The sequence below is a fragment of the Aldersonia sp. NBC_00410 genome (assembly GCF_026342035.1).
Classification (GTDB): domain Bacteria; phylum Actinomycetota; class Actinomycetes; order Mycobacteriales; family Mycobacteriaceae; genus Aldersonia.
On sequence record NZ_JAPENM010000002.1, the window covers coordinates 400748 to 425036 of the forward strand.

23 protein-coding genes, 1 tRNA gene, 1 other RNA gene and 1 pseudogene are annotated in these 24289 nt (G+C 68.1%); 9 read left to right on the forward strand and 17 right to left on the reverse strand.

From position 1 onward, the window contains the following. Positions 1-433 precede the first annotated feature (433 nt). Positions 434-850, forward strand: coding sequence for a hypothetical protein (locus tag OG921_RS05560; RefSeq protein WP_266111368.1), 417 nt, complete (start codon positions 434-436; stop codon positions 848-850). A 19-nt stretch (positions 851-869) separates the two neighbouring features. Here OG921_RS05560 and rnpB read toward each other — a convergent pair. Next, positions 870-1295, reverse strand: an RNA gene (rnpB, locus tag OG921_RS05565) — RNase P RNA component class A. Positions 1296-1341: 46 nt separating this feature from the next. Here rnpB and OG921_RS05570 point away from each other — a divergent pair. Further along, positions 1342-1866 carry a DUF1697 domain-containing protein gene (locus OG921_RS05570; protein ID WP_266111369.1) on the forward strand — a complete coding sequence of 175 codons (525 nt, stop codon included), beginning with the start codon at positions 1342-1344 and terminating at the stop codon, positions 1864-1866. Positions 1867-1911: 45 nt separating this feature from the next. Here the strand turns inward: OG921_RS05570 and OG921_RS05575 are convergent, their stop codons facing one another. The 4 genes from OG921_RS05575 to cobC all read right to left on the reverse strand — a co-directional run bounded on the left by OG921_RS05575 (position 1912) and on the right by cobC (position 6038). Beyond that, positions 1912-3063, reverse strand: coding sequence for a bifunctional RNase H/acid phosphatase (locus tag OG921_RS05575; protein ID WP_266111370.1), 1152 nt, complete (start codon positions 3061-3063; stop codon positions 1912-1914). Then, positions 3060-3797, reverse strand: coding sequence for a zinc ribbon domain-containing protein (locus OG921_RS05580; RefSeq protein ID WP_266111371.1), 738 nt, complete (start codon positions 3795-3797; stop codon positions 3060-3062). The genes OG921_RS05575 and OG921_RS05580 overlap by 4 nt, the downstream gene beginning before the upstream one ends. An 85-nt stretch (positions 3798-3882) precedes the next feature. Beyond that, positions 3883-5001, reverse strand: coding sequence for a Nif3-like dinuclear metal center hexameric protein (locus OG921_RS05585; RefSeq protein WP_266111372.1), 1119 nt, complete (start codon positions 4999-5001; stop codon positions 3883-3885). Next, on the reverse strand, positions 4998-6038 hold the full coding sequence (gene cobC, locus OG921_RS05590) for an Rv2231c family pyridoxal phosphate-dependent protein CobC (protein ID WP_266111373.1): 1041 nt from the start codon (positions 6036-6038) through the stop codon (positions 4998-5000). The genes OG921_RS05585 and cobC overlap by 4 nt, the downstream gene beginning before the upstream one ends. Before the next feature lie 120 nt (positions 6039-6158). On the opposite strand from cobC, the gene OG921_RS05595 reads away from it, so the two are divergent. The 3 genes from OG921_RS05595 to OG921_RS05605 are packed head-to-tail and all read left to right on the forward strand — an operon-like array spanning position 6159 to position 8264. Further along, the gene (locus tag OG921_RS05595) at positions 6159-6866 is read left to right on the forward strand and encodes an HAD hydrolase-like protein (protein WP_266111627.1); all 708 of its coding nucleotides are present in this window, start codon (positions 6159-6161) and stop codon (positions 6864-6866) included. Continuing rightward, positions 6841-7362, forward strand: coding sequence for a low molecular weight protein-tyrosine-phosphatase (locus OG921_RS05600; protein ID WP_266111374.1), 522 nt, complete (start codon positions 6841-6843; stop codon positions 7360-7362). The genes OG921_RS05595 and OG921_RS05600 overlap by 26 nt, the downstream gene beginning before the upstream one ends. Beyond that, on the forward strand, positions 7350-8264 hold the full coding sequence (locus OG921_RS05605) for an SURF1 family protein (RefSeq protein ID WP_266111375.1): 915 nt from the start codon (positions 7350-7352) through the stop codon (positions 8262-8264). The genes OG921_RS05600 and OG921_RS05605 overlap by 13 nt, the downstream gene beginning before the upstream one ends. Here OG921_RS05605 and OG921_RS05610 read toward each other — a convergent pair. The 4 genes from OG921_RS05610 to OG921_RS05625 all read right to left on the reverse strand — a co-directional run bounded on the left by OG921_RS05610 (position 8208) and on the right by OG921_RS05625 (position 12385). After that, positions 8208-9128 (reverse strand): cobalamin biosynthesis protein, encoded by a 921-nt coding sequence (locus OG921_RS05610; protein ID WP_266111628.1) that lies wholly within the window; start codon positions 9126-9128, stop codon positions 8208-8210. The two genes, OG921_RS05605 and OG921_RS05610, sit on opposite strands and share 57 nt — an antisense overlap. Positions 9129-9289: 161 nt before the next feature. Beyond that, a complete protein-coding gene (gene ald, locus OG921_RS05615) occupies positions 9290-10372 on the reverse strand; it encodes an alanine dehydrogenase (protein WP_266111376.1) in 1083 nt (360 codons plus the stop codon). A gap of 110 nt (positions 10373-10482) precedes the next feature. Next, a complete protein-coding gene (gene mbtM, locus OG921_RS05620) occupies positions 10483-12099 on the reverse strand; it encodes a long-chain-fatty acid--ACP ligase MbtM (RefSeq protein ID WP_266111377.1) in 1617 nt (538 codons plus the stop codon). A 10-nt stretch (positions 12100-12109) separates the two neighbouring features. Next, entirely contained in the window at positions 12110-12385 is a 276-nt protein-coding gene (locus tag OG921_RS05625) for an acyl carrier protein (protein ID WP_266111629.1), read from the reverse strand. A 134-nt stretch (positions 12386-12519) separates the two neighbouring features. On the opposite strand from OG921_RS05625, the gene OG921_RS05630 reads away from it, so the two are divergent. Beyond that, positions 12520-13035 carry a gamma carbonic anhydrase family protein gene (locus OG921_RS05630; RefSeq protein WP_266111378.1) on the forward strand — a complete coding sequence of 172 codons (516 nt, stop codon included), beginning with the start codon at positions 12520-12522 and terminating at the stop codon, positions 13033-13035. A 105-nt stretch (positions 13036-13140) separates the two neighbouring features. Next, on the forward strand, positions 13141-13755 hold the full coding sequence (locus tag OG921_RS05635) for a GNAT family N-acetyltransferase (protein ID WP_323182699.1): 615 nt from the start codon (positions 13141-13143) through the stop codon (positions 13753-13755). A 66-nt stretch (positions 13756-13821) separates the two neighbouring features. On the opposite strand, the pseudogene OG921_RS05640 reads toward OG921_RS05635, so the two are convergent. From OG921_RS05640 to OG921_RS05660, 5 genes and pseudogenes are all read right to left on the reverse strand, one after another. Then, positions 13822-14621, reverse strand: a pseudogene (locus tag OG921_RS05640) (acyl-CoA dehydrogenase family protein). Then, positions 14618-16246 carry a long-chain-fatty acid--ACP ligase MbtM gene (mbtM, locus tag OG921_RS05645; RefSeq protein ID WP_266111379.1) on the reverse strand — a complete coding sequence of 543 codons (1629 nt, stop codon included), beginning with the start codon at positions 16244-16246 and terminating at the stop codon, positions 14618-14620. Before mbtM (OG921_RS05645) ends, OG921_RS05640 begins: the two are co-directional and overlap by 4 nt. Positions 16247-16292: 46 nt before the next feature. Continuing rightward, positions 16293-16601, reverse strand: a complete 309-nt coding sequence (locus OG921_RS05650) for an acyl carrier protein (protein WP_266111631.1) — start codon at positions 16599-16601, stop codon at positions 16293-16295. Positions 16602-16694: 93 nt separating this feature from the next. Continuing rightward, positions 16695-17336 (reverse strand): class F sortase, encoded by a 642-nt coding sequence (locus tag OG921_RS05655; protein WP_266111380.1) that lies wholly within the window; start codon positions 17334-17336, stop codon positions 16695-16697. After that, positions 17333-18046, reverse strand: coding sequence for a hypothetical protein (locus OG921_RS05660; RefSeq protein WP_266111381.1), 714 nt, complete (start codon positions 18044-18046; stop codon positions 17333-17335). The genes OG921_RS05655 and OG921_RS05660 overlap by 4 nt, the downstream gene beginning before the upstream one ends. Positions 18047-18939: 893 nt before the next feature. Here OG921_RS05660 and OG921_RS05665 point away from each other — a divergent pair. Further along, complete coding sequence (locus tag OG921_RS05665; RefSeq protein ID WP_266111632.1) at positions 18940-19941, forward strand: alpha/beta hydrolase family protein; 1002 nt, start codon at positions 18940-18942, stop codon at positions 19939-19941. A gap of 46 nt (positions 19942-19987) precedes the next feature. Here OG921_RS05665 and OG921_RS05670 read toward each other — a convergent pair. From OG921_RS05670 to OG921_RS05680, 3 genes are all read right to left on the reverse strand, one after another. Continuing rightward, positions 19988-20059 (reverse strand) — tRNA-Val (locus tag OG921_RS05670). A 109-nt stretch (positions 20060-20168) separates the two neighbouring features. Continuing rightward, a complete protein-coding gene (locus OG921_RS05675) occupies positions 20169-20630 on the reverse strand; it encodes a peroxiredoxin (RefSeq protein WP_266111382.1) in 462 nt (153 codons plus the stop codon). 56 nt (positions 20631-20686) lie between these two features. After that, positions 20687-21112: a DUF3052 domain-containing protein gene (locus OG921_RS05680; protein ID WP_266111383.1), complete on the reverse strand. Its 426-nt coding sequence runs from the start codon at positions 21110-21112 to the stop codon at positions 20687-20689. Between the two features lie 254 nt (positions 21113-21366). Here OG921_RS05680 and aceE point away from each other — a divergent pair, with 254 nt between their 5' ends. Then, on the forward strand, positions 21367-24210 hold the full coding sequence (gene aceE, locus OG921_RS05685; RefSeq protein ID WP_266111384.1) for a pyruvate dehydrogenase (acetyl-transferring), homodimeric type: 2844 nt from the start codon (positions 21367-21369) through the stop codon (positions 24208-24210). The last annotated feature ends 79 nt before the right edge of the window (positions 24211-24289 follow it).

A 24289-nucleotide genomic window follows, 5' to 3' on the forward strand; every position in this document is an offset into this window, starting at 1 on the left:
GAAACAGTATGACTTCGGTCACTGTACCGGTCCGTAGAGGGTGCATCGGAAAGTCGTGACAGTACCGTTTCACATCCGGTGCCGATCGATGGACAAACGCCCACATCCTGTTACTCTCCTACCGTCGTGATGTAACGGCGACCACCGTTAGACTCGATACGCAAAGCGTCACTGCAGAGAATGGAGCCCTCAGCGATGTCGACCATCATCTACGACTACCTTCTGCCCTACGTCGGGGCGGACCAAGCCTCCTACTGGGCGCAGATGCTCGTCGTCGAACCGCTGTAAATACCACGTGCTTCAGCTGAGCCCCCGCCGATCGGCGGGGGCTCGCTTCGTTTCGGTACCGGCTCTGTGCCAACCGAACCCACCCAACCGAACCCACCCAACCGAATCCGTGGCGCGGCCGCTGCCACCGACGTACGATCCGGCCATGCGCATCGCAGCGGCCGCACTCGCGGCATCCGCCACCGCCCTTGTCCTTTTCGTCTCCGGATGTTCGGACGACGAGCCCACCGCTGAGGAAGCGGCATCCTCCTCGGCTTCGGCCGCCGCAACCTCCGCCCGATCGGCGGTGGAATCCCTGCAGAACAAGGCGGGCGACCTGCTCGACCAGGGCAAGGTGAATACGTTCGTCCTGGGGTTCAAGGCGGGCTATCCGAGTCTCGCCGAGGGACGTTCGGACGAGGAGATCAAGCAGATCCTCGCCGACACCTGCTCCGATATCTCGGACGGCAAGAGCGATGACGAGGCAAAGGCCGCGCTCGCCGAGCGCGTCACGAACAACGGCGACAAGCCCAGCGACATGCAGACCGACACCCTTTACCTGTTGGCCAAGCCGCTCTGCTGATCGCGACGGGCGGCGGGGGCGGACGAGTTGGCGTGTAAGCCGGATCCTGTCCCCGGCGCCGAAACGCCGGGTGGCGACCATCCATCTGGGCACACCGTCGCCGGGTACCTCGAGCGGTTCACCCGCAGGCTCGGGCGAGCAGCCCTCGAACACCTGCGCAGCCGCACCGACCTAGGGCCGGTGCGGCCTTCAACCTTGCTCCGGGCGGGGTTTACCTAGCCGTCCCGGTCACCCGGGACGCTGGTGCGCTCTTACCGCACCGTTTCACCCTGACCGACGCACCCCGCAGGATGCATCGGCGGTCTGTTCTCTGTGGCACTGTCCCGCGGGTCACCCCGGGTTGCCGTTAGCAACCGCCCTGCTCTGTGGAGTCCGGACTTTCCTCGGCGGCGGGCCAGCGCACATATGTGCCGGTACCCATCGCCGCGGCCGCCCAGCCAACTCGTCCGCATCGGACAGGCTACACGCGTCCGAGGGGCTAACCTGCGAGCATGACCCGATACGTCGCATTTCTGCGCGGAGTGAACGTCGGCGGGATCAACATCAAAATGGCCGACCTCCGGAATGTGTTCGCAGGGCTGGGTTTCGAGAACGCACGCACCGTCCTGGCTTCCGGCAACGTGGTTTTCGAGTCCGGTCGCCGCGATCGCGCGAAGCTGAAGAAGGAGGTCGAGGCGGCGCTCAATGAGGCGTTCGGCTACGAGGCCTGGATCGTTCTGCTCGACGCCGAGACCGTCACCCGGATCGTCGCGGCCTACCCGTTCGACGAACGCGAGGGGTGGCAACCGTACGTGCTGATGTCCTCGGATCCCGCGCCGCTGGCCGAACTGGCCGAACTGGGCGCCGGGCTCGATGCGGCACTCGAGCGCATCGAGCTCGGCGACGGCGTGCTGTACTGGGAAGTCGAACGCGGGCAGACGCTGCACAGCCCATTCGGCAAAGCGACCGGCAAGAAGCGCTACAAGTCGACGACCACGAATCGCAATCTGCGCACGCTCCGCAAGGTGCTCGCCTGAGCCTGCTTGCCCGAACCTGCTCGCCTGAGACACATGGCAACCGGATCAGCCGTCGAGGTGCCCGGTCCCGTTCGCCAGCCGCACGGACGAGCCGCCGTCGGGATAGAACTCGGCGATCGACAACGACGCCAGATCCAGGTGCAGCCGGTACAGCAGCGACGGGCCGACCCCCAGTGCCAGCTGCAGCAGGGTCTTGATCGGCGTGACGTGGGAGACGACGAGGACGTTCGCCGCCGGATATCGGGCCACGAGGTCATCGCGCACGGCCTCGACCCGCTCGCGCACCTCGGCGAAGCTCTCCCCGCTCGGGGGGTGAACCGTGGCGTCGGACAACCACTTCGCGTGCAATTCCGGATCGCGGGCGGCCGCCTCGGCGAACGTTGCGCCTTCCCAGCCGCCGAAGTCGGTCTCGATCAGCCCGTCGTGCACCTCGACGTCGAGGCCGAGCGCGCGGGCCGCGGCCTCCGCGGTGATGCGCGCGCGATCCAACGGTGAGGACACCACCGCCGCGATCCCACCCTTCGCCGCGACCCACCGGGCGGCGCGCTGCGCCTGATCCCGGCCGAGTTCGGTGAGCGGCGGGTTGCCGCGGCCCGAGTACCGGCGTTGCACCGACAGTTCGGTCTGGCCGTGCCGCAGCAGCAGCAGCCGGGTGGGTTTGCCGGTCGCGCCGGTCCAGCCCGGTGCGGTCGGCGTCCCACGACCCGCGGTATCGGTGGCGCCGCCGGGGTCACCCTGGACCCCCACGGCGTCGGGCGCCGGCACGCGCTCGACGGTGTCCTCGCGCGCGTCCATCGCCTCGTTCGCGAGTTTGTCGGCGCGGCTGTTGCGGTTGCGTGGAATCCACACGAACGTCGTCTCGTCGAACCGCGCCGCGAGTTCACGGGCTCGCGCCGCGAGCGGAATCATGTCCGGGTGCTTGACCTTCCAGCGGCCCGACATCTGCTCCACGACGAGCTTCGAGTCCATCCGTACCCCGACTCGGCGCGCACCGAGTTCGTCGGCCGCCTCCAGGCCCGCGATCAGACCGCGGTACTCCGCGACGTTGTTGGTGGCGATCCCGAGATAGCCTCGTCGCCCCGCGAGCACCGCCTCGGTATCCGCGTCGAGTACGACAGCGCCGTAGCCCGCGGTCCCCGGGTTGCCCCGCGACCCGCCGTCGGCCTCGACGATAACTCGCTCCCGAGTACCGGTCACAGCCCTGATTCCTTGGTGCGCACCAGGATTGCGCTGCACTCCGGGCAGCGCAGCACGGTCTCGGCGGGCGTCGCGGCGATCCGCGCGATCTCGCCGCGGTCGAGCTCGATGCGGCACGCGCCACAGCGTCGCGCCTGCAGCAGCGCCGCGCCGATCCCCTGCTTGTCGTGCTGGCGTTCGTAGAGGGCGAGCAGGTCACCGGGCAACTCGGCGCCGAGCGTCGCGCGGTCCGTGGTGCAACGCTGATGTGCGACGTCGAGGTCGGCGACCGCCTCGTCGCGGCGGCGCTGTGTCTCGGCGAGTTCCTCCTCGATCCGGCTCAGCTGCGCACCGGCATGCTGATGATCGGCCTCGCTCGCCTCTCGGCGCTCCATCACCTCGAGCAATTCGTCCTCGAGAACACCCTGGCGGCGTTCGAGGGTACCGAGTTCGTGCTGCAGTTCGGAGAGCTGCTTGGCGCCGACCGAGCCGCTGGCCAGCATGCTCCGGTCGCGCTCCTCACGCTGGCGGACCGCGTCCACTTCGCCTTCCAGCTTGCGAATGTCACGGTCGAGATCGTCGATCGCGATCTCCACCGCAACCGCGTCGTCCTTACGCGACGTGCGTTCCGCGTCGAGGCGATCCACCTCCTGCTGCTCGGGCAGGTTCTTGCGCCGATGCGCGATCCGCGACAACTCGGCGTCGACGGCCGCCAGCTCGAGCAGCTTGGCCTGGATCTTGGGTTCGACGTTCAATGACAGGGCTCCTGAGCGGTTCGCGGCTGTGTAGTTGGGTGACGGGAATGGTCTCGGTGTGAGCCACCACCGTACTCCGCACGACTCACCCGCCGAGCGTCCACGGATCGGTGCGGATCGCCGAGACCCGCACCGCCACACCTGCGAGTGTGCGCTGCAGCATCGCCGCTGCCTGCCCGCACCAGGGGAACTCGCTTGCCCAATGCGCGACATCGACGAGCGCGGGCCCGCCACGGCGCAGATGCTCGTCGGCCGGATGGTGGCGCAGGTCCGCGGTGACATAGGCATCGACACCTAGTCGCTCAACGGTGCCCAGCAGTGAATCGCCCGCCCCGCCGCACACCGCAACATCGCGTACCACTGCATCGGGATCGCCGGCCGCTCGTACACCCCACGATGTCTCCGGCAGTCCCGCGCGGACGCGCGCGGTGAAATCGCGCAGCGACTCGGGCCGGGCCAGCCGACCGACCCGCCCCAGTCCGGTGCGGCCGGGCAGATCGGCGAGTTCGAATACGTCGAAGGCGGGCTCCTCGTAGGGATGTGCACCACGCAGCGCGGCGAGAACGGCGCCGCGCGCGCGCCGGTCGGCCACCATTTCCACCCGGTCCTCGGTCACCGACTCGACGTCGCCGACCGAGCCGATCGTCGGGTTCGCACCGGGCAGCGGACGGAACTGCCCGGTGCCGCTCACCCGCCAGCTGCATTCCCCGTAGTCACCGATCCGGCCCGCACCCGCCGCGAACATCGCGGCCTGCACCGGCTCGGTCTGCGCCGCCGGGACCATCACGACCCATTTGTCGAGCGATCCACCCGGCGCCGGGTCGAGCGGCGCGGTGTCGGCGAGGCCGATTGCCTCGGCGAGCGCATCGGAAACGCCTGGATCGGCGGAGTCGGCATTGGTGTGCGCGGTGAACAGCGCACACCCCGACCGGATGAGCCGATGAATCAACGCGCCCTTCGGGGTATTCGCACCGACGGTGTCCACGCCGCGCAGCAGCAACGGATGGTGTACGACGAGCGCCTGTGCATCCCACGCGATGGCCTCGTCGACGACGGCCGCGGTCGCGTCCACGGCGAGCAGCACCCGGCTCACCTCGTCGTCGGGATCCCCACAGACCAGGCCCACCGAGTCCCAGCTTTCGGCGAGGGCGGGCGGGTAGGCCGCATCCATCGCCGCGATCAGCTCGGCCAACCGCACGCTCATCGGCACACCTGAACCAACGCGCCGACGAGCCGGGTCACCTCCGCGGCCGGGCGCACCGCCACCCGGATATGGTCGGGCCCGAGCCCGGGAAAGGTGTCTCCTCGACGCACCGCTATTCCTTTCTCCCGCAGCCGCTTCCGCACCAACTCACCATCGGGCACGCGAAGCAGCAGGAACGGTCCCGCGGCCGGCAGCGCGATCTGCACCGGAGCCGCGCGCAACTGCTCGACCATCGCCGCCCGCTCCGTGGCGATCCGCTGCGCCTGCAATTGCGCCTGCGCGACGGCGTCGGGTTCGCTGCACGCGGCGATCGCCTCGGTTTGCAGGCTCGACAGTGGCCAATGCGCCCGGCCGTGCGCCAACCTGGCCAGCACGTCCGGCGAGCCGAGGGCGTAGCCGCAGCGCAGCCCGGCCAACGCCCAGGTTTTGGTGAGGCTGCGCAGGACGAGCACATCGGGCAGCGCGCGATCGGCCACCGATTCGGGTTCGCCCACCGTGGCATCCGCGAACGCCTCGTCGACCACCACCAGTCGGCCCGGGCGGCGCAGCGCGAGCACCGACTCGGCGGGATGCAGCACCGAGGTCGGGTTGGTCGGGTTCCCGAGCACGACCAGGTCTGCATCGTCGCGCACCCGGCCGGGGTCCAGGCGGTACGGCGGGTCGAGCGGCACGCGCAGCACCGGCACTCCGGCTTCGCGCAGGGCAAGTTCCGGTTCGGTGAACGACGGATGCACCACAGCCGCAAGCCGGGGTTGCAGCCGCGGCAGCATGGCGAACCCTTCGGCGCCGCCGGCTAGCAGCAGCACCTCGTCGGCCGCGCGTCCGTGCCGAGCCGCGACCAGCCTGCGGGTGGCGAGGTCTTCTGCGGCGCTGGGATAACGGCCCAGCCCGCCCAGTCGCGCGGCGAGTCGTTCGCGCAACCACGCGGGCGGTCCGTCGCCGCGTACGTTCACCGCGAAATCGAGCATTCCCGGGTCTACTTCGACGTCGCCGTGGTGGCGCAGCAGATCGCGCTCGGACTCGTGCACGGCTCTCACCTTACGACCGGGCCGCGCTCGCCTCCCGCGACTCCGGGTGGGGCGGCGGGGCCACTCGGGCGGCGGCGCGGGACAATCGAGCGCGTGCTCTCCACCCCTCACACCACGACGCAGTCGTCCATCGATCCGGTACCTGCGATCGAACTACCCGCACCGGTGCTGCTGTTCGACCTCGACGGCACACTCACCGACTCGGCACCGGGCATCATCGCGGGCTTTCGTCATGCCATGGCCGCGGTCGGCGCGCCCGAACCGTCGGACGAGTTGCTCGCCGCGGTCGTCGGCCCACCGATGATCGACACATTCGGCCGGCTCGGCTTCGACGCCGACCGCGCCGACCGCGCGCTGCGGGCCTACTTCGACAGCTACGACGCGGGCGGTGGCTGGGCGAACAACGAGGTATTCGCCGGTATCGAGCCGATCCTGGCCGATCTGACCGGGCGCGGCATCCGGCTCGGCGTCGCCACCTCGAAGTCGCAGCGGTTCGCGCACCGGATACTCGATCACTTCGAGCTGGCGCGGCACTTCGCGTTCATCGGCGGCGCGTCGGAGGATTTGGTGCGTCGGGCGAAAGCCGACGTCATCGCGCACACGCTACGCGGTCTCGGGATAGCTCCGGTTCCTGCGGCCGAGGGCGGCACACCCGGCGTGGCCATGGTGGGCGATCGGGATCACGACGTAGTCGGCGCGGCGCAGTGGGGCATTCCCGCCATTTTTGTGCGCTGGGGATACGGCAGCGAAGCCGAGAGTGCAGGCGCAGCGTGGACGGTGGACGACACGACACAACTGGCGGAGGTGCTCGGTGGCCGAACCGACCGAATCGCGTGATCCGAACCGGACGATCCATGTGACGTTCGTCTGCACCGGCAACATCTGCCGGTCCCCGATCGCGGAGAAGGTGTTCGCTGCGCGAGTCGACCGGGCCGGGCTGGCCGACCGGGTCCGGGTGAGCAGTGCCGGTACCGGCGATTGGCACGTCGGCGACGGCGCGGACAACCGCGCCCGGGCCGTGCTGCGCGCACACGGCTACCCCACCGATCACGTTGCGGCACAGGTCGCACCGGACCATCTCGGTGCGGACCTCGTCGTCGCTCTCGATACCGGACACGAGCGGGCGCTGGGCCGCCTCGGGGTGCCGCGCGACCGGATCCGGCTGTTGCGCAGCTTCGACCCGGACGCGGACAGCCGTGACGTCGCCGACCCGTACTACGGGGACAACGCCGAATTCGAGGTTGTCCTGAGCCAGGTCGAAGCCGCCGTTCCCGAACTGCTGGCGTGGGTGCGCGACCGGCTGACGGCTACCGTGGAACCGTGCGAAGGCTGACGTTTCTGCTGCGACCGGGGTGGGTAATCCTCGCTCTGCTCGTTGCCGGCTTCGCGTACCTGTGCTTCAGCGTGCTGGCCCCCTGGCAGCTCGGGAAGAACACCAGCACCTCACATCGCAACGACCAGATCGCCGCATCGGTGGACGCCGAACCCGTCCCGGTGGAGCAACTCGTCACCGCTTCCGGGCCCGCCGCCGACGACGACGAGTGGCGTCGGGTGACCGCGACCGGCAGCTATGTCCCCGACTCGACCGTTCTGGTGCGGCTGCGCTCGGTCGATGGTGGGCCGGCCTACGAGGTGCTCGCGGTTTTCCGGCTCGATGATGGCCGCGAGGTGCTCGTCGACCGCGGTTATGTACAGCCGGTGGACGGCACCCGGCCACCGCAGGTCGCGGATCCGCCCACCGGCAGGCAGACGCTGAATGCCCGCCTGCGCATGTCGGAGGGCACCGTGCCGGGCAAGGACCCGGTGACCGAGGAAGGCTTCCGCCAGGTGTACTTCGTGGACGCCGGCCAGGTCGGTCGGGTCCTCGGGACGGATCTGATCGACGGGTATTTGCAGCTGGAAGCGGACCAGCCCGGATCCTTCGAGCCGATCCCGCTGCCGCAGCTCGATGCGGGTCCTTACCTGTCCTACGGGCTGCAGTGGCTGGCGTTCGGCATCATGGCGCCGCTCGGCCTGGCGTATTTCGTACGTGCCGAGGTGCGCGAGCGGCGCAAGGAGCGGGCGGCTGCTCGAACGGCACCGAGCGGCGACAACTCTCCTGCGCCCGACACTCCGGCACCGGTCCCGAGCACCGAGCCCGACCGGCCCGCGTCAACCCGGTCGGCGGACGCGCCGCTGTCAACCCAGCCGACGGTGTCGGCGAAGCTGGCCGACCGCTACGGCAAGACCCGCTGACCACAGCACTGCGCCGACCTGCACGGCTGTCGAGATGCGCACGGCGCGGCGCAGATCCGCGGTCGCCGGCGCAGGACCGGAGCCGAGTATCGGGCGCTCCTCGACGCCGTGCGGATACTCGGTGCGCCCGCCGAGTCGAACGCCGAGCGCCCCCGCCATCGCCGCCTCGGCCACCCCGGCATTGGGACTCGGGTGCCCTCCGGCGTCGCGGCGCCACGCGCGGAGCGCATCGGCCCCGCGCCCGCCGGCCAGCGGCGCCGCCGCCGCGGTGAGCAGGCCTGCGGCCCTGGCCGGCACCAGGTTCGCGACGTCGTCGAGACGCGCCGCGGCCCAACCGAAGCGCAGGTAGCGCTCGTTGCGGTAGCCGATCATCGCGTCCAGCGTGTTGACTGCGCGGTAGCCGAGCAGGCCCGGAACACCCGCGACCGCGCCCCAGAACAGTGGTGCCACGGTGGCGTCGGAGGTGTTCTCCGCGATCGATTCGAGCGCGGCGCGGGCCAGTCCGTCGGCGTCGAGGGATTGCGGGTCCCGGCCGCAAAGCGACGGCAGCAGTTCCCGTGCACCGTCGAGGTCGGCGGCGTCGAGATGGTCGGCCATCCGCGTGCCTGCCCGGGTGAGCGAGGTCCCGCCGAGCACGACCCAGGTGGCGGTCGCGGTGCCGAGCACCCCCGCCCGGCCGAGCAACGCACCGGCACCTGCGGCGGCCGCGACGAGGGTCGCGGCGTGCACCGACCCGGCTGCGCGCCCGTCCCGGTAGGTGAGCGATTCCGCCGCGCCGGCGATCCTGCCGAACCCAGCGACGGGATGGAATCGGTGCGGATCCGCGAGCATCCGATCGGCCGCGAATCCGAGCATCAATCCCATTGCGGTTCGGATCGCCGGTTGCACAGTCGGAGCGTAGCGACCGACCACACACCCCACCTGCGCGGGATGAACGGAACCGTTCAGTCGATCTAATCGACTGAACGGTTCCGTTCAGTCGATCCGGGCGGGGGGTTCGGCGGCGACTCGCGTGCCTCCGACGCTCACGCGAACGCCGCGGCAACTTCCGGCGAAAGCAACGTGCCGTCGTCCGCGTTCACTCCGGCCGCCAATGCCGGATCCGCCTCGCAGGCGGCGCGCCAGCCGTGCTCGGCAAGTGCGAGCACGTAGGGCAGCGTCGCGTTGGTCAGGGCGTGGGTGGAAGTGTGCGGTACCGCGGCGGGCATGTTCGCGACACAGTAGAACAACGAGTTCGCCACCCGGTAGGTCGGCGCGGCGTGCGTCGTCGGCCGCGAATCGGCGAAGCAGCCGCCCTGATCGATCGCCACGTCGACCAGCACCGAGCCGGGCCGCATCTGGGTCACCATCCGGTTCGTCACCAGCCGGGGCGCTTTCGCACCGGGTACCAGCACGCAACCGATCACGACGTCCGCTGTACCGACCGCGTGCTCGATCTCGTAGGTGTTCGACATGACCGTAGTCAGCCGCGCACCGAACTGTGCGTCGAGTTGGCGCAGCCGGGTGATGCTGCGATCGAGCACGCTCACCCTCGCCCCCATGCCGACTGCCACCGCGGCGGCGCTCGTGCCGGCGACGCCGCCGCCGATCACCACCACATCGGCCGGCCGCACCCCGGGCACCCCGCCCATCAGCACGCCCGCCCCGCCGCCGAACGCCATCAGGTGGTAGGCGCCGACCTGCGTGGCCAGCTTCCCCGCGATCTCGCTCATCGGCGCGAGCAGCGGCAGCGAACCGTCCGCCGCGCGCACCGTCTCGTAGGCGATCGCGGTGATGCCGGAGGTGAGGATGGCGTCGGTGCAGTCCCGCGATGCGGCGAGGTGGAGGTAGGTGAATAGCACCTGCCCGCGCCGCATCCGCGGGTACTCGGCTGCGATGGGTTCCTTCACCTTCAGGATCAGCTCGGCGGCCGCCCACAGTTCGTCGACGGAGTCCACGATCGTGGCGCCCGCGGCGACGTAGTCGGCATCACCGAACGACGATCCGGCACCCGCGCCGGTTTCCACGAGGACCCGATGGCCGCGCACGGCGAGCTCGTGCGCACCCGCGGGTGTCAACGCCACCCGGTATTCCTGATCCTTCAACTCGCGCGGAACCCCGACCTGCATGGCTACCCCTTACGTCCGCGCGGACGGGTGGGCCCGCGCTGCGGAGGATGTCCACCTTCGATTCTGGGCGCTCGACGGACCGGGCGCGACGTGGCGCGCGGGGAATCCGGTCAGCCGCCGAGCTGCTGCCTGACTGCGAGGCGTTTGAGCTTGCCCGACGACGTTCGGGGCAGTGTGCCCGGTCGGACGAACACCACCTCGGCGGGCACCACACCGCACTCCGACGCCACGAGGGCGACCAGCTCGGTCCGCGCGCCTGCTTCGTCCGGACCGCGGTACTCGGCGGTGATCACCAATCCGGGTCTCGCCGTCCCGGCACCGGTCCCGACCGCGACGACGGCCCCCTCGCGGACGCCCTTCACTCGCGCGGCCACCGACTCGACCTCGGTAGGGAAGATATTGCGGCCGGCGATGGTGATGAGTTCCTTGGCTCGACCGCACACCACGAGCGAACCATCCACGAGGTACCCGAGGTCGCCGGTGCGATACCAGCTCGCGGCGTCGATCTCCGGCTCGCCCAGGTATCCGCTCATCATCGAGGTGCCACGGATCTCGAGCTCACCGACGGTGCGACCGCGCACTACCGGCGGTTCGTCGGCGGCCGGGACGATCCGGATCTCCATTCCGTCGACCGGCTTGCCGAGCAGTGCGTGCTTACGCACCACGGTCGCGCCGCCGGGCACCTCCTGCTCGACCTCGTCGTACCGGATTCCGCCCTGTCCGAGCACCGGTGTGGTGACCGCGCAGGTCGATTCGGCGAGACCGTAGGACGGTGCCGCTACGCCCGGATCGAAGCCGAACTGGGCCATCCGGTCGATGAACACACCGAACCCGTCGCAGTCGATCGGCTCGCCGCCGTTGAGCACGACCCGCAGGTTCGACAGATCGACATCGCGAACCCGGCTCGCGTATTTGCCGAGCAGGTTGTAGGCGAAGTTCGGTGCGCCGGTGTAGGTGGCCTTGCTCGTGCTCAGCCAGTTCAGCCAGCGGAACGGCGATGCCGCAAACGCGGACGTCGGGGCGACCCACATCGAGGCGCCGGTCAGTACGCCGGTGAGCACGAACGCCAGGCCCATGTCGTGGTAGATCGGCAGCCAGGTGCAGCAGACGTCGGTGGCCGGATCCAGCTCCATCCGTCGGGCGAGCGCGGTGACGTTGTTGCGCACCGCGGCCCGGGAAAGCACGGCGGTGCGCGGGGTACCGGTCGACCCCGCAGTGCCCTGCATGACCGCGGGCGACGCATCGCCGCCGTGCGGCTCGGGCAGCGGCGTCGCGAGGCTCTCGTGCCCGATGCTCGCAAGATCCTCGATGGGCAGGCGGTGCTGTGCCTCGCGCAGCGCGGTCAGTTGGGCGCCGTTCGCGAACACGATCGTGGCGCCGACGCCGACGAAGCGAGCGAGGGTCGATTCGGCCCATTGCGCCACATCGGCGCCGCGGACCGGGCCGGGCAGGATCGTCACCGCGGCTCCGGCGAGCCAGGCACCGGGTATCGCGGCGACGAGCTCGGCCGTGGGTTCGCCGACGATGCCGACGACACCCGGCGCGGGACCGACGCGATCGAGCGCGCGGGCCGCGACGTTCTGTGCGATCACGTGGATCTGCGGCCACGGGTGGGGTTGCCACTCGCCGGACGCGGTGTCGAAAATGACGAGGTTGCCGGTGGAGGTCGTCATCGACCGGACCGCGGTCGACGCGAGGGACTGTTCTGTTGCCACTGCAGGGGTCATGACGGCGGCGCTAGTTCGACGCGCTCGGGGTCTTCGCGCAGAGTAGGTCCTCCAGGTCGCCGACCGTATTGCAGCCGAGCAATTCCTCCTCGGTGAGCACGACGCCGAGCTTTTCTTCGATCGCCACCATGCCGACCGCGAACGCCACCGAATCGAGGCCGACCTCGTCGATCAGATGCGAGTCACGGGTTACTCGGGTGGTGTCGATCTGGAGGTCGTCGCGGAGGACTTCTTCGAGGACGGTGCGAGCTGCGTCGGGCATGGCTGAGTCTTTCGTGATCGTGATGCCGAGTGTGTGTCGGCACTCCCAAATAGCTGAGGTGAGGCTAGCCTAGTCTTCGCGGTTCGGTCGGCCTTCCTGCAGCGTCACCCACCGGCCCGTTCACCGCTGCCTGCGGCGCATCCGGCATCCTCGACGCCATGAGAATCCAACTCGGTGAACACGCGCCGGAGATCGACGACAGCGCCTGGATCGCACCCAACGCGACAGTGATCGGCCGCGCCACACTCGGTGCCGAGGTCAGCATCTGGTACGGCACGGTCGTCCGGGCCGACGGCGAGACGATTTCGGTCGGGGCGCGGACCAACATCCAGGACGGCTGCGCACTGCACTCCGATCCGGGTTTCCCGCTCGTCATCGGAGCCGGAGTCTCGGTGGGGCACAACGCGACTCTGCACGGCTGCACGATCGCCGACGATGTGCTTGTCGGCATGGGTGCCACGGTGCTCAACGGCGCCCAGATCGGCGCCGGCACACTGATCGCGGCGAACGCGCTCATTCCCGAGGGAGCGGTCATCCCGCCGGGATCGCTGGTGGCGGGCGTGCCGGGCAAGGTGCGACGCGAACTCGGCGAGCAGGAAGTCGAACGCATTCGACTCAATGCGGCGGTGTACCTGCACCTGATGGCGACGCACCGGGAAGGCGTCGAGCTGTAGTACACGTGCGACTGGGATTAGCCCACCCTAACTACCCGGTGTATTTTCATTCTCGCCAGTACCTGTGCGCGTAATCAGCGCCGCGACGGACCGACAGGACGACAGATGACCCAGACCGAGACCTATCCGGCTCTCCCGCGCATGCTGCGTGGACTGGCACCGGAGGTACTCGCCGTGCCGGCGCCGACGATCCCCGTGCTCGCCGAGCCCTACGATCTGCGGGTGATCGACCCGACCGGACCCGACACCGAGCTGGTCGCCGAGTGGATGCAGCGTCCGCATCTGGTCACCGCGTGGGAACGGGACTGGCCGGCCGACCGGTGGCGCGCGCACCTGTCGGCACAGCTCGCCACGAACTACTCCCGTCCGTTGATCGCGAGCTTCAAGGGCACCCCGCTGGCCTATCTCGAGGTCTACCGCGCCGCGCAGGATTCGATCGCACCGAAGTACGACGCCGATCCGTGGGATCTGGGTCTGCACGCCGCGATCGCCGATCCCGCGGTGGTGAACCGCGGGTTCGGGCCACGACTGCTGCCCAAGCTGATTGCGTCGCTGTGGGAGCTCGAGCCGCAGTGCCGACGGGTGATGTTCGATCCGGACCATCGCAACACCGGGGCGCGGCGGCTGTGCGAGTTCGTCGGCTGCACCTTCCTCGGTGAGCACGACATGGCGAACCGGCGCATGTCGCTCTACGCGCTCGAACGCACCAGCGGTCAGTAACGAACTCGAAATGCCAAGCGGCCCGCCCGGTCTCATCGAAGACCGGCCGGGCCGCCTTGCTTGGTACTAGTCCAGCTGCGGAAGCCGACCCAATGCGCGGTAGCCCTTGTGGTCGGGCTTCATGGCCGCGGCGACGAGTTCCCAGCGGATTTCGTCCTCACCTTGGCCGACGCCGCGGTGTGCAGGTCCATCCGCTCGGTGGTTGCGATACCGGTCAACGCGTGCCGCAGCAGGTCGACGCGCGCTTGCAGGTCGGCGATCCGCAGGCGTAGTGCTTGGTACTCGTAAAGCGACTTGCCGAACTGCTTGCGCGCCATCATCCGGGCAAGCGTGATACCGAGGGCCTTGTCATAGGACGAGGCCACCTGCCCGGCGATGGAGAACCGTTCCTGCGCCAAGCCCAGCTGATCGCCGCCAGACCGGTGACCTGGTAACCACCGCGGCTGCTGCGTATTTCGGTTTCGACGATCTGCGGGTCGGAACGTCCGGACGCTTCCGAGGCGCCGATGCACAGCACCGCCTCCCCGCGGATCGCCTGCTCGCAGATCTCGCCCATATAGTCGGACCGGCCTAATCTGCGCAACGTTGCGATCGCCGAATCATGCAGGCTGACACCGACTCCGATACCGCCCGAGCCCAGCTCACCCAACCGGAACGCCAGCTCGAGAAGCTTGCCCAGGTCCGGGTGCTGTGAATCGGTCCATTTCTGCTCGAACACGCCTGCGCGAGCGATGTGTTCGAGCAGGTGGCGCGGAAAACGTTCGGTGCGTTTCGGCTTCCTCGCTCCACGCCCGGACCTCGTCGCCGAAGGTCGAGTCGAGTAAGACGCGATAATCGTCGAGAGACGACCAGACGACGGCGGTCACGAGTTTGCTCCCGTCTCCAGAAAACGCTTGACGTCGAGGCGGCGTAGTTTGCCGGACGTGGTGCGCGGGAGGTAGCCCGGTGCGACGAACACGACATCGGCGGGTAAGACACCACATTCGGCGGCGACGCGCTCGATCACGGCACTGCGCGCGGCGGTCTCGTCGGTGCCCCTGAACTCAGCGGCCAGGACGAGACCGGGGCGCGGCGAGTCGGCGTCGGTACCGACCGCGACCACACCCCCGCCGCGTACACCGGCTACGGTCGCCGCGGCCCGCTCGACTTCGGTCGGGAAGATGTTGCGGCCGGCCACGATGATGACTTCCTTGGCGCGTCCGCAGATGACGAGTTCACCGTCGTCCAGGTAGCCGAGGTCCCCGGTCCTGAACCACTCTTCCGCGCCGAGCGACTCGTGCCCGAGATAACCGCCCATCATCGACGTGCCACGGATCTCGACCTCGCCGATCTCGCGTCCCGCCGCGGTCGGCACGTCACCATCGGCCGCCGCGATGCGGACCTCCATACCGGCGACGGCACGGCCGAGGATCGCGTAGCGACGCTTGCGGGCTTCCGATCCGGCACCCACGGTGATCTCGTCGTAGCGCAGTCCGGTGCCGCTCTCCGGCATCGTTGTGGCGCAGGTCGATTCGGCCAGACCGTACGAGGGCGAGGTCGCCGCGGGATCGAATCCGAAGCGCGCGGTCTGCTCGATGAAGCGCTGGTAGCCGGCGCAGTCGATGGGTTCTCCCCCGCTGACGGCAATCCGGATGCGGCCGAGGTCGGCTTCCTTCACCCGCTGGCCGTATCGACCGATGATGTCGTAGGCGAAGTTCGGTGCGGCGGTGAAGGTCGCACCGCTCTCGGTGAGCCACTCCAGCCAGCGGAACGGTGCACCGGCGAACGCCGAGTTCGGTGCGAGCCACATCGGCATCCCGCTGACGAGCCCCTGCATGAGGAATGCCAGCCCCATGTCGTGGTAGAGCGGAAGCCAGCTGTGCCCGACGTCCCGGCCGGCGTCGATCTTCCCCCGCTCCGCGAGTGCGGTTGCGTTGTGCAGCAACGCGTTCGCCGATAACGCGGCAGTCTTCGGGCTACCGGTCGAGCCGGCCGTTCCCTGCAGTACCGCCGTTCGAGCGCCATCGAGATGCGGTAGCACCAGCGCAGGCCCGGAGCCGGGTCGGGCGACGTCGACGAGATCGTGAATCGGCAACTCGGACGGTGCATCCCAGAGCAGGTCGAGCTGGTCGCCGTGGCCGAGCACGACACCGACACCGATGCCGGCGAAGCGTTCCATCGTCGAGTGCGCCCATTGCGCACTGCTCGCGCCGCGGACGGGGCCGGGCAGGATGGAGACCGCGGAACCGGCCAGCCATGCGCCGGCGATCGCGGCCACCAGGTCGGCGCTCGGCTCCCCGACTAGGCCGACAGCCGGAACCGGCGCGCGCGCAGGCGAACTGTCCAGAATTCGTTCGGCGATCGCTTCGGCTTTGGCGTAGACCTCGGGCCAGGCGGTGCGCCGCCAGGTCTTGGTCTGCCCATCGAGTACAACGAGATCGGCGACAGAAGTTCGCATCGCGTGGGAAACCGTTGCAGCCAGGCATCTTTCGGTTGTTTTCAGCGTGGTCAAGCGAGATTCTCCTCGATATCTGCCGGTCGATGGGCGGTGTGCCGGTTCAGGCCGGGAGTTGTTGCCCTGCTTTCGCGGTGATGATGTCCGCGAGGTCCCCGACGGTGTTGCAGCTCAGTAGTTCTTCCTCGTCGAGCACCACGCCGAGTTTCTCCTCGATGGCGACCATGCCCACTGCAAATCCGACCGAGTCGAGGCCCACATCGTCGATCAGCCGGGACTCTCGCGAGATGCGGCTGGTATCGATGGCCAAGTCTTCGCGGAGGATCTGCTCGAGGTCCCCGACCAGTGCTGTCGACATGCATGTCTCCCTACGGTGAGCGGATTGCGACCAAGGCGGCCCCGGTGCGCGCAGCCCCCGTACCGCCAGAAGCGCTTGCCGTGCCGTCCGATCGGACACTACACGGGCGAATGAGGTAAGGCTAGCCTTATAGTGGAGAACGCGCCTCTAGTTGGATACGCCCACTCTGGAGGTGTACGTGGCGTAGGCGACGATGTTGGAGTCGTAGCTGTGGAGTTGGTCATTGAACTTGCCGCCACAGGTGATGAGTCGGATTTCACTGTCGGGCGCGGGTTGGTAGATCTTGTCGGCGGGGAAGCTGTCCTTGGGGTAGATGGCGACGTCGGTGACGGCGAAATGGGCGATGGTTCCGTCGGATCGGTCGATATCGATGAGGTCACCGGGTTGCAGTTGGGGCACAGTATAAAAGGCGGCCGGGCCGGTCTTGGAATCGAAGTGGCCAAGGATGACGCTGGTGCCGCGTTGGCCCGGCGCGGCGCTGTCGGGGTACCAGCCCGCGACTTGCGGGTCCACCGGAAGCGGCATGACGTCGCTGGTGGCACGCGGCAGGGTGGCGATCTGGGCATAGAGGTTGATCTTCGCGGCCCGAATCGTCGTGGGCACGGCATATCCGGGCGGTACGGACGACCAGTCGGCCGGCTGTGGGGCCGTGACATGTGGGCGCACGTCGGCTCGTTGGTCGCGACGATCGGCATCTCGGGTGAGGCCCTGGGTGAAGGTGATGCAGGTGACGGCGATCGCCGTGGTGAAGGCGATGGTGACGAACCACGAAGGGCGGCGGAGGCTCAACGTGCAGACCGTACTTTCACGTTGGAGCGTCCGGCGGTGTGGGCCCACAACGGTCCGAAGATCCTGCGCCGGAATACGACCGCGAGAGCGAGCAGCCAGACGAGGCAGAGACCCCAGATGGACGTGGCCGCTGTCTTGATGCTGTTCATCGCGCCGCCGAAGCCGGTTTCGGGGCCGTAGGTCGGCAGGTGCGGGGCAGCGGCGCTGGACGGGTAGCCGGCGGGAGCCGCACCGTAGTTCGGGTACGGGTACGGGTACGGGTACGGGTACGGGTAGCCGGGCGGGGGCGCCGGGTAGCCGGTGCCGGGACCCCAGGGCCCGGGTGGCATCGGCGGTCCCATGGGGACCACGAATGGGAACAGGCCCAGCGCGCTGCCGGTGATGATGGGGACGAAGAGGCCCAGGACAGCGGGAAGGCCCCCACCGAAGCCGCAGGCTATGTTGCCGCTGCCACTGCCGGTTCCGCTTCCGGTCCCGGTGATGCCGGCAGATCCGCCGGCGCCACCGGAGCCGGAGGCTTCGGGCACGGGTGAGCGATCGCCGGGGCACTGGCAGGGGTCGTTGGGAATGATCTCCCCGTCGCCTGCTCCGCCCGCGCTGATTCCGGCAGAGCCGGTGCCGATCGCGGTGCCGGTCGTGCTGCCGGTGGCGCTGCCGCTGCCGCAGCACGTAGTGGTGGGTGGCGCAGTGGGGTCATCGGGATCAGGCACCGACACACAGGGCGCAGATGACCCGGCCAGTAGACGATCTATCAAATCTTCGTCTTCGGGGGGGGCCTGGATCGGCTGTAGCTCCGGGTCGGCAGTGTTGTCGATGGCGCTGCCCGTGGGTGCGAACATTCCCGCGCTGCCACTGCCGAGCGGAATCGGAAGGCCTGCACTGCCGCTCGGCAGGGATAGGCCTGCACTGCCGCTCGGCAGCGACAGGCCGCCCGATCCGGCGCCAGCCGTCACGCCCGGTGCTACTCCAGCACTGCCGAGTCCGAGATCGGGACCGCCGACCGCACCCGGTACGGGCATCCCGAGCGCGCTGCCGCTGATCGAGATCGCAGGCGCGGGTGGGGGTGGGGGTGGTGCGGTTGCTGAGGGTTCGGCGGAGACGGGAGCACTACACAGGGTCAACGCGAGGGCAATACCCATCACGACAGCGGTCCATCTGAGGGTCATTGTTCGTACTTTCGGTTGACGCGTACTTGATTCACACGTGCCCGAGCGCTGCATAGACTGTTCGACCGCTAGCCGGCTAATCCTCATCAGAGGGTAGCGATAAGGAGACCGGATTGTCCCAGTATGCGAAAATTTCATAGGCCGTGACGTGCGGAGGAGACTCGAGGCCGAATACAGCCACCACCGCAGACATTTCGCCCCGGTTACCGCGCTACCCGGATACGCTGCAACCTGCACACACCGATGGCCGACTCTCACGCGCACCGGACCAACCCACCGGACGAGATCCCGTACACGTACTCGCGTCGACGAGACCGAAGGATCGGCGCGCACGGTTCTGCGATCGCTGTGGCGTACTGCTGGGCGATCCGAAAGGGGTCCCATTGCGGCGGAGTCGAGTTCGGGCAGCGATCGCGGCGGCGCTCGTGGCGGCGACGATGGTGATCGTGGATGCAGGCGCGGCGCAAGCGCAGCCGGTCGATCCGATCGTGGCGCAACGCAGCCTGATTCGCGCGGTCGCCGCTCCCGACGGCTCACGGATCGTGAGCGCGAACCTGACGGTGGACAACCATATTTGGATTGACGTGCTCTCCACGGCGATGAACCGTGTCGTCAAGGTCTACGTCCAGCGTCCGGCGGATGCGAGCAGGCCGCAGCCGACGTTGTACCTGCTCAACGGCGCGGGCGGCGGCGAAGATGCGGCGACCTGGACGGCCCAGACCGACGTGCAGAAGTTCCTGTCGGACAAGAATGCGAACGTCGTGCAACCCATGGTCGGCGCATGGACCTACTACACCGACTGGCGTGCCCCCGACCCACATCTCGGGGTCAATAAGTGGCGGACGTTCCTCACCGAGGAGTTGCCACCGATCATCGACGCGGCGTTGGGTACCAATGGGGTCAACGCCATTGCCGGACTATCGACCTCGGGCACGTCGGTCTTGCAGTTGGCCATCTCCCGTCACGGCTTGTACCGCGCGGCGGCGGCCTACAGCGGGTGCGCCCAGATCAGTGACCCGATCGGATATCGCTTCGTCAATGTCACCGTGAACACGTGGGGCGGCGGCGACACCATGAACATGTACGGTCCCGAAGGCGATCCGATGTGGCGGGCCAACGATCCGTATCTCAATGCGGAGGGACTGCGGGGCGTCGATCTGTTCATCTCCACCGGAACAGGCATGCCGGGAATCCACGACAGGATCGATGATCCCCATCTGGTCACACCGGGCGTGGCCGGTCTGCTCAACCAGGAAGTGGTCGGCGGCGCCATCGAATCGGGCACCAATTGGTGCACACGCAACCTACAGAACCGCCTCGATCAACTCGGCATCGCGGCCACCTACGACTTCCAGCCCACGGGCACCCATTCCTGGGGCTACTGGGAGGACGCGTTCAAGAAGTCATGGCCGGTGCTCAGTCGAGGACTCGGGATCTGAGCGCGCCGCCACCGGGTTACCGATCGTTCGGATACAGGACTTTCGGTGGGCGCAGAGGGGTTCGAACCCCCGACCGCTGGTGTGTAAAACCAGAGCTCTACCACTGAGCTATACGCCCGGAGCGACGCCCGAAAGTCGGGAATCGCGCGTTTTGCGAGAGCGACCATACCGCGAAGCCGGGGAACCCAGGAAATCCCGGTCCCCGGCTTCGCTAGGTCGGTCGGCGCCTACTGCGCCGCGGAGAGCGCCCGCTGCCAGGCGGTCAGGTCGCGGGCCTCGCCCGGGCCGTTCATCTCGGCGAACCGGATGACGCCTTCCTTGTCGACGAGGAAGGTGCCCCGGTTCGCGAAACCGAAGTCCTCGTTGAAGACACCGTAGGACTGCGCGACCGCGCCGTGCGGCCAGAAATCGGACAACAGCGGGAACAGGTAACCCTGCTCGGCGGCCCAGATCTTGTGCGTCGGCGAAGGGCCGACCGAGATCGCCAGAATCGCGCTGTCGTCGTTTTCGAACTTCGGCAGCTCGTCGCGCACCGCACACAGTTCGCCCTGGCAGGTCCCGGTGAAGGCCAGCGGGTAGAACACGATCAGCACGTTCTTCTTGCCCCGGAAGTCGGACAGCGTGACCGGCTGGTTGTTTTGATCCTTGAGCGTGAAGTCGGGCGCGACGGTGCCAACCTCGAGCGGCATGGAGTTCCTCTGTTCGTCGATGGGGATATGCGTACCAGCGGGCCGGGCCCGCTCGATCAGCGCTGCTTGGGGGCTCGCGCCTTGGGCTGTACCAGCCGGCTGCCAGTCCACGCGCCGAGCTTGACCGCCGAAGTCTGCGTGAGGCCTGCGGTCGGCGCCGACTCGGCGATTTCACTGGGTTCGACGTGTCCGGGCTTGCCGGTCTTCGGGGTCAGCACCCAGACGAAGCCCTCGTCGGAAAGTGGCCCGATGGCATCCATCAAGGCGTCGACCAGGTCACCGTCTCCGTCGCGCCACCACAGCAGCACAACGTCGATGACCTCGTCGGAGTCCTCGTCGAGTAGCTCGTCTCCGATGACCTCCTCGACGTCGGCCCGCAGATCGTCGTCGGTGTCATCGTCCCAACCGAGCTCCTGAACCACCATGCCGTGCGAAATACCGAGCTGCTGAGCGAAATTCTGCGCATCCGCCGCGGCGACCACGGTGGTTCCCTCCTAGCGTTGTGGGTGCAATGTAGTGCTAGCGAACATTGTTGGCGGCGCAAGCGCAAGCTGATTGGCCAGAATTCGCGAATGTGACTCAGCCAATAATCCTCGTGAGCAGGTGACCTTCGTTGCTCGATGGGGAAGGATGGGGTGCGCGCCGTTCGGCGTGCGGGCCGCCCACACCCCCGGACGGGTCCGCTGGGGAAGACACGCACACCTCGCGTGCAACCAACCACAAGGAGCGTCAGACGTTGTCCGACCTGATCCACGATTCGTCCTCGAGTGCTACCCCGGCAAGCCCCCCACAGGGGTCGACGAACGGCCACGGTAGCGATTCCGGCGAACGTGTTCGGCTGATCCGGGAAGGCGTCGCGTCGTATCTGACCGACACCGATCCCGACGAAACCACCGAGTGGCTCGACTCGTTCGATGCGATGCTCGAGAACGCCGGACCGACCCGCGCGCGCTATCTCATGCTGCGCATGCTCGAACGCGCCGGCGAGCGCCACGTCTCGATACCCGCGCTCACCTCCACCGACTACGTCAACACGATCCCGACCGAAAACGAACCGTTCTTCCCGGGCGACGAGGAGGTGGAGCGCCGGTTCCGCGCCTACATCCGTTGGAACGCCGCGATCATGGTGCATCGCGCACAGCGGCCGGGCGTCGGCGTCGGCGGCCACATCTCCACCTACGCCTCGTCGGCCGCGCTGTACGAGGTCGGCTTCAACCACTTCTTCCGCGGTAAGGACCATCCCGGCGGCGGGGACCAGATCTTCATCCAGGGCCACGCCTCCCCCGGCATCTACGCACGGGCGTACTTGGAGGGCCGCATCCCGGCCTCCCAGCTCGACGGCTTCCGCCAGGAGTACAGCCACGAGAACAAGGGCGGTGGGCTGCCGTCCTACCCGCATCCGCGGCTGCTGCCCGACTTCTGGGAGTTCCCCACGGTCTCGATGGGCCTCGGCCCGATGAACGCGATCTACCAGGCGCGGTTCAATCATTACCTCCACGATCGCGGCATCAAGGACACCAGCGACCAGCATGTGTGGGCGTTCCTGGGCGACGGCGAGATGGACGAGCCGGAATCGCGCGGCCTCGCGCACGTCGCGGCCACGGAGGGCCTGGACAACCTGACCTTCGTGGTGAACTGCAACCTGCAGCGCCTCGACGGGCCGGTGCGCGGCAACGGCAAGATCATCCAGGAACTCGAGTCGTTCTTCCGCGGCGCCGGCTGGAATGTCATCAAGGTGGTCTGGGGCCGGGAGTGGGATGCCCTGCTCAAGGCCGACCGCGATGGTGCGCTGGTCAACCTGATGAACAGCACCCCGGACGGCGACTACCAGACCTACAAGGCCAACGACGGCGGATTCGTGCGCGAACACTTCTTCGGACGCGATCCGCGCACCAAGGAACTCGTCGCGGACCTGTCCGACGAGGACATCTGGAATCTCAAGCGCGGCGGGCACGACTACCGCAAGGTCTACGCGGCCTACGCAGCGGCAATGGCGCACAAGGGCCAGCCGACGGTGATCCTCGCCAAGACCATCAAGGGTTACACCCTCGGTCCGCACTTCGAGGGCCGCAATGCCACGCACCAGATGAAGAAGCTGACCCTCGACGACCTCAAGGCGTTCCGCGATCGCGAGCGGATCCCCGTCAGCGACGCCGAACTCGAGCGCGATCCGTACCTGCCGCCGTACTACCACCCGGGCGACGACTCCGACGAGATCAAATACCTACTCGAGCGGCGTAAGGCACTCGGCGGGTTCCTGCCCGAGCGCCGCACCGACACCAAGCCGCTCAAACTCCCCGGCGACGACGCCTACAAGGCATTCAAGAAGGGTTCGGGCAAGCAGGAGATCGCCACCACGATGGCGCTCGTGCGGGTGTTCAAGGAACTGCTGCGCGACAAGGAGATCGGCAACCGGATCGTGCCGATCATCCCGGACGAGGCCCGCACCTTCGGGATGGACTCGTGGTTCCCGTCGTTGAAGATCTACAACCGCAACGGGCAGCTCTACACCTCGGTGGACGCCCAGCTGATGCTCGCCTACAAGGAGAGCGCGATCGGGCAGATTCTGCACGAGGGCATCAACGAGGCCGGTTCGACGGCATCGTTCACCGCGGTCGGCACCTCGTACTCGACGCACGGCGAACCGATGATCCCCGTCTACATCTTCTATTCGATGTTCGGCTTCCAGCGCACCGGCGACGGGCTGTGGGCGGCAGCGGATCAGATGGCACGCGGATTCGTCCTCGGTGCGACCGCCGGTCGCACCACGCTGACCGGCGAGGGCCTGCAGCACGCCGACGGCCACTCGATGCTGCTCGCCTCGACGAACCCGGCGGCGGTGGCCTACGACCCGGCCTTCGCCTATGAGATCGCGCACATCGTCAGGGACGGGTTGCGCCGGATGTACGGTGGCACGCCGAACGAGGACGGGTTCGGCGGCGAGAACGTTTTCTACTACATCACCCTCTACAACGAGCCCTACCACCAGCCGGGCGAGCCGGACGACCTCGATGTGGAGGGTCTGCTCAAGGGCATCTACCTCTTCAAACGCGGGTCCGAGGGTTCGCCGCGCGCACAGATCCTCGCCTCCGGCGTCACCATGCCCGATGCGCTGAAGGCACAGGAGATGCTCGGAGCGGAATGGGATGTGCACGCCGACGTGTGGTCGGTGACCTCGTGGGGTGAGCTGCGCCGCGATGGGGTGCAATCGCAGCAGCGAGCACTGCTCGACCCCGGCAACGACGCTCCGGTGCCGTTCGTGACGCGGGCGCTATCCGGTGCGGTCGGCCCGTTCGTCGCGGCGTCGGATTGGATGCGCGCAGTTCCCGACCAGATTCGCCAGTGGGTACCGGGCGACTACACGACGCTCGGCGCGGATGGATTCGGGTTCTCCGACACCCGGACCGCGGCGCGCCGCGTGTTCAACATCGATTCGCATTCGATCGTGGTGGCGGTGTTGTCGGCGCTCGCGCGGGAGGGATCGATCGACCGGGCCCGAGCGGTCGAGGCGGCGCAGAAGTACGGCATCGACGACGTGCTTGCCGCACCCGAACAGACGTCCGATCCCGGCGTCGCCTGACCGACCCGCCGGAAGCGGTGTATCGGGGAAAGAACCCCGATACACCGTGGCACGGTCCACAATGAACCCGGCCGGGAAG

Excerpts from the sequence above, each read along its gene's own strand:
- OG921_RS05675 (WP_266111382.1), bottom strand. The coding sequence starts at position 20,630 with ATGCCGCTCGAGGTTGGCACCGTCGCGCCCGACTTCACGCTCAAGGAT.
- mbtM (WP_266111377.1), bottom strand. The coding sequence starts at position 12,099 with ATGACCCCTGCAGTGGCAACAGAACAGTCCCTCGCGTCGACCGCGGTC.
- OG921_RS05570 (WP_266111369.1), top strand. The coding sequence starts at position 1,342 with ATGACCCGATACGTCGCATTTCTGCGCGGAGTGAACGTCGGCGGGATC.
- OG921_RS05635 (WP_323182699.1), top strand. The coding sequence starts at position 13,141 with ATGACCCAGACCGAGACCTATCCGGCTCTCCCGCGCATGCTGCGTGGA.
- OG921_RS05665 (WP_266111632.1), top strand. The coding sequence starts at position 18,940 with ATGGTGATCGTGGATGCAGGCGCGGCGCAAGCGCAGCCGGTCGATCCG.
- OG921_RS05630 (WP_266111378.1), top strand. The coding sequence starts at position 12,520 with ATGAGAATCCAACTCGGTGAACACGCGCCGGAGATCGACGACAGCGCC.
- OG921_RS05610 (WP_266111628.1), bottom strand. The coding sequence starts at position 9,128 with ATGGGATTGATGCTCGGATTCGCGGCCGATCGGATGCTCGCGGATCCG.
- ald (WP_266111376.1), bottom strand. The coding sequence starts at position 10,372 with ATGCAGGTCGGGGTTCCGCGCGAGTTGAAGGATCAGGAATACCGGGTG.
- OG921_RS05560 (WP_266111368.1), top strand. The coding sequence starts at position 434 with ATGCGCATCGCAGCGGCCGCACTCGCGGCATCCGCCACCGCCCTTGTC.
- OG921_RS05585 (WP_266111372.1), bottom strand. The coding sequence starts at position 5,001 with ATGAGCGTGCGGTTGGCCGAGCTGATCGCGGCGATGGATGCGGCCTAC.